Genomic DNA, 7,555 nt, shown 5'->3' on the forward strand with positions numbered 1-7,555 from the left:
GTTCATGATCTACGTTCTCAAACGGCTCGGCGCGCTTGCCGCCGTGCTCATTGTGTCCAGCTTTATCGTGTTCTCAGGCATGTATCTTGCTCCGGGTAGCCCCGAGCAGTTTCTCGTGCAGGGGCGCACGGTGAGCCCCGAGGTGCTCGCGGCGATCCGCGCGCAATATGGGCTGGACGATCCCTTCCTGCTGAGGTACTGGACCTGGCTCACCGATGTGTTCCAGGGGGACCTCGGCCGTTCCTTGCTCACGCAGCAGGATGTGACGACGCTCGTCGCGTCACGCCTGCCCACCACCCTGTTTCTTGCTGGCTATGCGGCGCTCCTCATCATCGTCCTCGGTGTGGGTCTCGGCGTGCTCGCTGCCACGCGGTCCGGCGTCTTCGAGAAGCTCGTTGTATTCGGTTCGAACCTCGGGTTCGCGGTGCCCACGTTCTTTGCAGCCCTGATTCTGATGTTCTTGTTCGGCTCAAATCTCGGATGGTTTCCGGTCTCCGGATCCGGATCCGGATTCACAGATCGCATCTGGCACCTCACCCTCCCAGCGATCGCGCTGTCATTCCCCGGCATCGCCGTGGTCGCGCGCATCACCCGCACTGCGGTGCGGGAGGAGCAGGGCTCGGAGCACGTGATCATGTCGATCGCCCGCGGAGTGCCCAAGCAGATCGTGCTGTGGCGCCACACCATTCGCAACTCGATGCTGCCGGTATCGACGGTGCTCGGCACGCAGATCGCGGGCCTGCTCGCGAGCGCATTCGTGATCGAGTACGCGTTCACGCTCGACGGCATCGGGTCGCTGCTCGTGAATTCGGTGCAAAAGAAAGACTTTGCCGTGGTGCAGGCGATCGCCCTGATCATGGTGCTGGCCTTCGGCCTCATCAACCTCATCGTTGACCTGTTGTACGCGGTCATCGATCCCCGAGTTCGTCTGAGTAAAAAGGTGGCCGCATAATGTCGAAGCAACCTGACCAGCAGCAGAGCTTTTACAAGCCGGGCGCCAACACGAAGGCGCAAGATACGGTCTCGGTGCAGCTGCTACGCAAGCACCGCAACGACGTGCCCGTCACCGGATGGCGGGTGCTCATGAAGCGCCTCGGCGCGGTGGGCGTTGTGAGCGCCGTCATCATCGTGCTCGTCGTCTTGATGGCGATCTTCGCGCCGATCATCGCTCCCTACGATCCGTTCGAGGGCAGCGTGACCGCCCGACACGAGGCATGGAGTCTCGCGCATCTCATGGGCACCGACCAGTCGGGCCGCGACATCCTGTCGCGCATCGTCTGGGGTGCACGTACCAGCCTCATCGGCCCAACGATCGTGATCGTCGTCACTGTCGTGCTCGCCACCACGCTCGCCCTCACCGCCGTGTGGTTCGGGGGCAAGGTCGACGCTCTGATCAGCCGGGTGCTCGACATCCTGTTCGCATTCCCCAACATGCTGCTTGCGATTCTCGCGATCGCGATCTTCGGGCCGTCGCTCATCACCGCCTCAATCGCGCTCGCGATCGGGTTCACCCCGTACTCCGCCCGAGTGATTCGTTCGGTGGCGCTGCGTGAACGCAATCTGCCCTATGTGTCGTCGGCCGAGCTGCAGGGCATCTCGGGTTTCATCATCACAGTGCGGCACATTCTGCCAAACGTGCGCACGCAGATTCTCACCGGCATGACCATTAACTTCGGCTACGCCATGATCGAACTCGCTGCGCTGTCGTTCCTCGGCCTCGGCGTGCAACCGCCGACCCCCGATTGGGGCCTGATGGTCTCGAACGGCCAGGCGTCACTGCAACAGGGATTCTGGGAGCAGAGCGTGTTTGCTGGCCTCATGATCGTGATTACCGTCGCCGCATTCGGGTACGTCGGTGAACAGCTCGGCGGGCGCCGTGCTGCGGGAAGGACGCGCTAATGCTTCACGTTTCAAACCTAGTTCTCACAGTGACTGACCCCGATACAGGGCAAGACACCGAGATTTTGCACGGCAACTCGTTTTCGCTTGCCCAGGGCGAGTCCCTCGGACTCGTGGGTGAATCTGGGTCGGGCAAGTCGATGACGATCAAGTGCATCTTGGGCATCGAGCCCGCGGGTGCACGCGTCGACGGCATGATCGAACTCGACGGCGTCGACCTGCTTGCGGCGAAGGGCGAAGAGCTGCGCCACATTCGCGCCAACGACCTCGCGCTCATCGCGCAGAGCCCTCACGGTGCGCTCAACCCAGTGCTGCCCGTTGGTCGCTACCTCGTCGAGGGGATGAGTGACGCGCGCTCGATGCCCAAGGCCGAGGCTCGTGCGAAGGCGGCAGATCTCCTGCGTCAGGTCGGCATTGACGACACTGAGCGCGTGCTGAACTCGTATCCGCACCAGCTCTCGGGTGGCATGCTGCAGCGCGTCGTGATCGCGGGCGCGATCTCGGGCCAGCCCAAACTGCTGTTTGCCGATGAACCCACGACCGCTCTTGACGTGACCACGCAGGCCGAAGTCGCCGCGATCCTCGACGAAATGCGTCGAGAGCACGGCCTGTCGATGATCTTCGTGACGCACGACCTCGACCTTGCGGCTGCCATGTGTGACCGCCTCGCGGTCATGAAGAACGGCGAGATCCTCGAGATCGGTACCCCAGACCAGATCCGGGACACCCCCCAGACTGAGTATACCCGTCAGCTCATGGCGGCACGCCCGCTGCTGTACCCCGCTGGTCACCCCGCCGCGGCATTCCTGGCCGTGGAGCCCACTGCCGATCGAGAGGAGACGCGCTCATGAACGAGACTCCCATCATCGAGGTCGCGCATCTCAAGCGCACCTTTCACCTCTCGCGCAAGGCGAGCGTCGCCGCGCTCGACGACGTTTCGTGCGAACTGCGCGCGGGCACCTGCCTCGCGATCGTAGGAGAATCCGGATCGGGCAAATCGACTCTCGCCCGAGTCGTCGTCGGCCTGGAATCGCCTGATTCGGGCACAGTTCGTATCGCTGGTCGTGACGTGAAGCCCACGACTGCCAGGCGTGAACTGCGCGAGCGTGCGAAGCTCGTGCAGATGGTGTTTCAGGATCCGCAGGGATCGTTGAACCGATCCTTGCCGGTGTCTGCGACCATCAACGAGATGCTCGAAGCACATCGGCCGGATCTCGATAAGGCAGGGCGCCGGGCCCGCGTGCTCGAACTCTTTGCTGAGGTCGGGCTCACCGAACGGCACGCCGACGCCAAGCCCTCTGCGCTGTCGGGCGGGCAGAAGCAGCGCGTCGCGATCGCACGGGCACTTGCGGCGGAGCCGCAGATCATCGTGCTTGACGAGGCCGTCTCGGCGCTCGACGTCTCGGTGCAGGCCCAGGTGCTCGAATTGCTCAAGAAACTCCGAGAGGAGCACGGCCTGTCGTACCTTTTTATTACGCATGACCTGTCAGTGGTGCGTGACATCGCTGATGACGTCGTGGTAATGCGAAAGGGACAGATTATCGAACGCGGCACGGTTGATGAGGTGCTCGATGCGCCCCGTGACCCGTACACCAAGCTGCTCATCGCATCGGCGCCGCGCCCTGGCTGGAAGCCACAGCGGGGCCTGCGTGCGGCGCTACTCGGTGCCGAAGCCTAACCCGGCCTGGCCGAACACTCACCACTTCAGAAAGCAATAACGGCATGACTACCCCAAACTCACGACTGCACCTTGATATCTCGGCACCCTCGCGGCGCGAGCTCGGCCTGGCCCGTGGCACGGCCCTACGCTCCACACTCGCAGGCGGCTACGCGAAGTACGCTGAACTGTTTCGCTTGCTTGGCGTCAGCGAAGCGCAGGAGCGTGATGGTGCACAGCACGTCCTCGATGTGCTGAACGATTGGCGCCCCGAAATCATCGGCGAGTTCGAAGGTATCGCCGAGGGTGCCGAGATCGACCTCGCCCACGTGGTCGCGCTGAACGCGCGCACCGAGATCATTGCGATGGGACACTCTGCTTCGAGTGAGTGCTCGACTGTGACTGCGGTGCTTGACGGACACCGCACCGGCGTGCAGACCTGGGACTGGCACATTGAACTCGACCAGTACTGGCACACCCAGCAAGTACTGGGACCGGGGTACCGCTATGCCGGGCTCACTGAGCAGGGCATCCTGTCGAAGATTGGCGTGAATGAGGCGGGGCTGGCGCTGCACTTCAACATTCTGGGGCATCGCGAGGACGGCCCTGGTGGTGTGCCAATGCACGTGCTGTCGAGCATTGTGCTCGCCGAGTGCGCTTCGGTGGACGAGGCGATCGCGCTGATTCGTGAGGCACCGATCGCCTCGTCCTCGGCGTTCACCATGCTCGACGCGTCCCAGGCGGTATCAGTCGAGATGAGCCCAGCTGGCGCTTTCGTGATTCCCGAGGTCGCGGGCTCGGTGCAGCGCACTAACCACTTCCAAAACGCGGTGCCGCTTGCTGAGCAAAAGAGCGAGGTGTACGAACCGGACTCATCGGCTCGACTCGAGCTCGTGCGAGAGCGCATTGGCTCGGGGACGCCAGACACAACCGCCGCCATGATCGAGCTGCTGGTTTCGGGCGAGGGCCAGCCGCCCCTGACCTGCCAGGCCGACATGTCGAAGACCTTCGGCGAGCGGTGGGCGACGCTCGCCACCATCATCACCGATCCGGATGCGCGGACGATTCGCATCCTCGACGGCATGCCCACCGATGCCGTGACCGGTTCCTGGCGCACCCTCACCGTGTGAGGCTCGCGGTCTTGCATTGTTGTCACGGACGGGGCGTGGCGCGGTAGTTGCTCATGACTACCTCGTCGCGCCCCATCTGTGGGCCGGGTGTTAATCTGCCAGCAGCTCCCGCACCCGCGGCATCACTTCGGTGCCGAACAGACGCACGCTCTCCATAAGGGTGGCGTGCGGCATCGTGCCGCTAGCGTACTTCAGGTCGAAACGATCGGCCTCGAGCAGTCGCACGGTACGGGCGATCTTTGCGGCCACCGTCTCGGGGGACCCCACGTACAGCGATCCGGAGTTGGCCTCGTGCTCGAACTCAGCGCGCGTAGTGCTGGGCCAGCCGCGCTCGGCCCCGATGCGATTGCGGTTCGCCTCGAAATGCGGCCACAGCTGGTCGCGGGCCTCGGCGTCCGTCGCTGCAATGTGGCCGGGGGAGTGCACGCCGAGCGGCATGGCGTCGCGGCCGAGCTCCTGCTGCGCCTCGCGATACAGATTCGCGAACGGCAAGAACCGCGCGGGGTCGCCGCCGATGATCGCGAGCATCATGGGAATGCCGACCTGCACCGTGCGCAGCACCGAGTGCGGGCTGCCGCCCACGCCGATCCAGGCGTTGACGCCGTGGGGATGCTCGGTCTTTGGGTAGATTTCTTGATCGACGAGTGCGCTGCGGTGCTTACCCGACCAGGTCACGGGGCCCTCGCTGCGCAGGCGCCCGAACAGTTCGAGCTTCTCCGAGAACAGCTCGTCATAGTCGGCGAGGTTGTAACCAAAGAGTGGGAAAGACTCGGTGAATGAGCCACGACCGAGAATGACCTCAGCTCGCCCGCTACTCACCGCATCGAGCGTCGCAAACCGCTCGTAGACGCGTACGGGGTCGTCGCTCGAGAGCACCGTGACCCCGGTGCCGAGCATCATGCGCTCGGTGCGACCGGCGATCGTCGCGAGGATGATCTCGGGGGAGCTGATCGCGAAGTCATCGCGGTGATGCTCGCCCAGCGTGAACGCATCGACGCCCAGCTGGTCGGCGAGCACGGCCTGCTCGACCACGTTCCGGATCACCTGCGCGTGCGGCGTGCGGGAGCCGTCGGCATCAACGGTGACATCGCCAAACGTATCGAGCCCCAGCTGCACGGCACTGAGGGACTTGGCGGGCGCGGGTGCTGCATTGGTTTCGGTCATGCAGGGGTCAACGACCTGGGGAGGCCGAGTATTCCATGGCAGGCGCGATCGATTCGGTGGCTGTGGTGGTTACTTGTGGGAATAACCACAACAACCGCCAAATCTAATCGTTAACTCATGATCCTGCGCGGTACGGCCAGGGAAGCTAGTTCTTGCCCGTCGTGGCGAGTAGCGCCTTTGCCGCGGTCACTCCTGAGTCTCGCGAGGAGTGGATGGTGCTCGTCGTCATGCCGGCCCAGAACAGTACTCCTCCCAAGGGGTCGGTGAGCCCTCCGCGACGAGAGAAGGGGCCGGGATAGGCACCTCGAGCGTAGGGATCCTTCGACCAGTCATAGGTAGACATCGCGACAGGAGTGAGAGCCGGGTTTTCGGCGTTCGAGCGGATGCTTTCGAGTGAATTGGCCTGGGTTTAGTTCCGACCGGTTTGTCCGTTACCGGATGAGTTCCGGCACCGGTTCAGTGTCAGCGTAGTACGCCGCTTCCACTTCTGCAGGGGTGCGCATATCGAGTTCCCCATGCAAACGTTGTTGTTCCACCACCACACGTACTTCAACGTGGCGAATTCAACCTGCTCGACCGTTCTCCAGGGTCCTTGCTGCCGGATAAGTTCAGCCTTGTAGAGCGCGTTCACTGCTTCAGCCATCGAATTGTCGTAGCTATCGCCGACCGTCCCGGTTGACGGGATCGCGCCGAGCTCAGCGACCCGGTTCGTGTAGACCATCGACATGTAGTTGAGCCGTGATCGCTGTGATGCACGAGCCCCTCAAGACTGCCGCCGGCCTGCCATGCTGCCATCTCGAGGGCTTGTAACGGCAACACTTCAGCCTTCAGCGTCGCAGCTACGTTCCAGCCCACGATCCGACGCGAGTACACGTCAGTTACGAACGACACATATGCGAACCCAGACCACGTCGCGACGTATGTGATGTCGACGACCCAGAGCCGCTTGGGAGCTGTCGCAGTGAAGTTCCGGTTGACGAGATCACCTGGCAGCCGGTTTGCCGGGTCACTCTTCGTCGTAAAAGCCTGCCGAGAACGTCGCACGCCCCGCAATCCAGCGAGTTTCATGAGCCGCTCGCAGGCGTCACGGCCAATCTCCCAGCCCTCGCGTCGCAGCAGGGCATGCATTTTGCGGCGCCCGTAGACACCGTAATGCTGATGGTGGAGTCGCTTGATCTCGGGAACAAGGATCTCGTCACGGAGCTGACGGGGCGGAGGGGAGTCGTTTCTTCGCTGCCCGATATCCGCGTGACGTGAGGAATCCACGAACTGCCGCACGCAGCGTACGGCAGAGGAACTGGACCCCGAAACGATCACGATGCTCGTCGATGAATCGGATCATTTCGTTCGTGGCTGGTCGAGTTCCTTCGCGAAAAATATGCTCGCGGCTTTGAGGACTTCGTTCGCTTTGCGCAGTTCCGTGTTTTCTTTCTGGAGGCGACGGTTCTCGGCAGCGATATCAGTCGTCACGCCGGGCTTTGAGCCGGTATCGATCTGCGCTTGTCGATGCCAGATTCTGAGCGTGTCAGGTGAGATGCCGAGCAGCCCTCCGACATGCTTGCTCGCAGCGTGCACGCTCGCATGCTCGGGGAGCGCTTCGGCGAGCATGCGGAGTGCGCGTTCTTTGAACTCTGGTTCGTATGGTTTGGGCATGATGTTCCAATCTTCCTTGATGAAAGGTCGGAACTAAACCCAGGCCAAATCA

Annotated in this window: 7 protein-coding genes and 1 pseudogene; 5 read left to right on the top strand and 3 right to left on the bottom strand. The window is 62.8% G+C overall.

The window, feature by feature from the left end; all coding sequences use genetic code 11:
* Nucleotides 1-4 precede the first annotated feature (4 nt).
* Genes C795_RS0107020 through C795_RS0107040 form a run of 5 tightly spaced genes read left to right on the top strand, consistent with a single transcriptional unit; the run spans nucleotide 5 to nucleotide 4,686 of the window.
* A complete protein-coding gene (locus tag C795_RS0107020; protein ID WP_017793048.1) occupies nucleotides 5-952 on the top strand; it encodes an ABC transporter permease in 948 nt (315 codons plus the stop codon).
* Entirely contained in the window at nucleotides 952-1,899 is a 948-nt protein-coding gene (locus C795_RS0107025) for an ABC transporter permease (RefSeq protein WP_017793049.1), read from the top strand. Before C795_RS0107020 ends, C795_RS0107025 begins: the two co-directional genes overlap by 1 nt.
* On the top strand, nucleotides 1,899-2,750 hold the full coding sequence (locus tag C795_RS15435; RefSeq protein ID WP_017793050.1) for an ABC transporter ATP-binding protein: 852 nt from the start codon (nucleotides 1,899-1,901) through the stop codon (nucleotides 2,748-2,750). Before C795_RS0107025 ends, C795_RS15435 begins: the two co-directional genes overlap by 1 nt.
* Entirely contained in the window at nucleotides 2,747-3,577 is an 831-nt protein-coding gene (locus C795_RS0107035; RefSeq protein WP_020380565.1) for an ABC transporter ATP-binding protein, read from the top strand. The genes C795_RS15435 and C795_RS0107035 overlap by 4 nt, the downstream gene beginning before the upstream one ends.
* 44 nt (nucleotides 3,578-3,621) lie before the next feature.
* Nucleotides 3,622-4,686 carry a C45 family autoproteolytic acyltransferase/hydolase gene (locus C795_RS0107040; protein WP_017793053.1) on the top strand — a complete coding sequence of 355 codons (1,065 nt, stop codon included), beginning with the start codon at nucleotides 3,622-3,624 and terminating at the stop codon, nucleotides 4,684-4,686.
* A gap of 90 nt (nucleotides 4,687-4,776) precedes the next feature.
* On the opposite strand, the gene C795_RS0107045 is transcribed toward C795_RS0107040, so the two are convergent.
* The 3 genes and pseudogenes from C795_RS0107045 to C795_RS17190 form a co-directional block, all read right to left on the bottom strand.
* The gene (locus tag C795_RS0107045) at nucleotides 4,777-5,850 is read right to left on the bottom strand and encodes an LLM class flavin-dependent oxidoreductase (RefSeq protein WP_017793054.1); all 1,074 of its coding nucleotides are present in this window, start codon (nucleotides 5,848-5,850) and stop codon (nucleotides 4,777-4,779) included.
* 145 nt (nucleotides 5,851-5,995) lie between these two features.
* A complete protein-coding gene (locus C795_RS17185; RefSeq protein WP_332248478.1) occupies nucleotides 5,996-6,235 on the bottom strand; it encodes an FAD-dependent oxidoreductase in 240 nt (79 codons plus the stop codon).
* A 46-nt stretch (nucleotides 6,236-6,281) separates the two neighbouring features.
* Nucleotides 6,282-7,503: pseudogene (locus C795_RS17190) on the bottom strand (IS3 family transposase).
* Between the last annotated feature and the right edge of the window lie 52 nt (nucleotides 7,504-7,555).

The sequence above is a fragment of the Leucobacter salsicius M1-8 genome (genome assembly GCF_000350525.1).
GTDB classification, from domain to species: Bacteria; Actinomycetota; Actinomycetes; order Actinomycetales; family Microbacteriaceae; genus Leucobacter; species Leucobacter salsicius.

Excerpts from the sequence above, each read along its gene's own strand:
- C795_RS0107020 (WP_017793048.1), top strand. The coding sequence starts at position 5 with ATGATCTACGTTCTCAAACGGCTCGGCGCGCTTGCCGCCGTGCTCATT.
- C795_RS0107025 (WP_017793049.1), top strand. The coding sequence starts at position 952 with ATGTCGAAGCAACCTGACCAGCAGCAGAGCTTTTACAAGCCGGGCGCC.
- C795_RS15435 (WP_017793050.1), top strand. The coding sequence starts at position 1,899 with ATGCTTCACGTTTCAAACCTAGTTCTCACAGTGACTGACCCCGATACA.
- C795_RS0107035 (WP_020380565.1), top strand. The coding sequence starts at position 2,747 with ATGAACGAGACTCCCATCATCGAGGTCGCGCATCTCAAGCGCACCTTT.
- C795_RS0107040 (WP_017793053.1), top strand. The coding sequence starts at position 3,622 with ATGACTACCCCAAACTCACGACTGCACCTTGATATCTCGGCACCCTCG.
- C795_RS0107045 (WP_017793054.1), bottom strand. The coding sequence starts at position 5,850 with ATGACCGAAACCAATGCAGCACCCGCGCCCGCCAAGTCCCTCAGTGCC.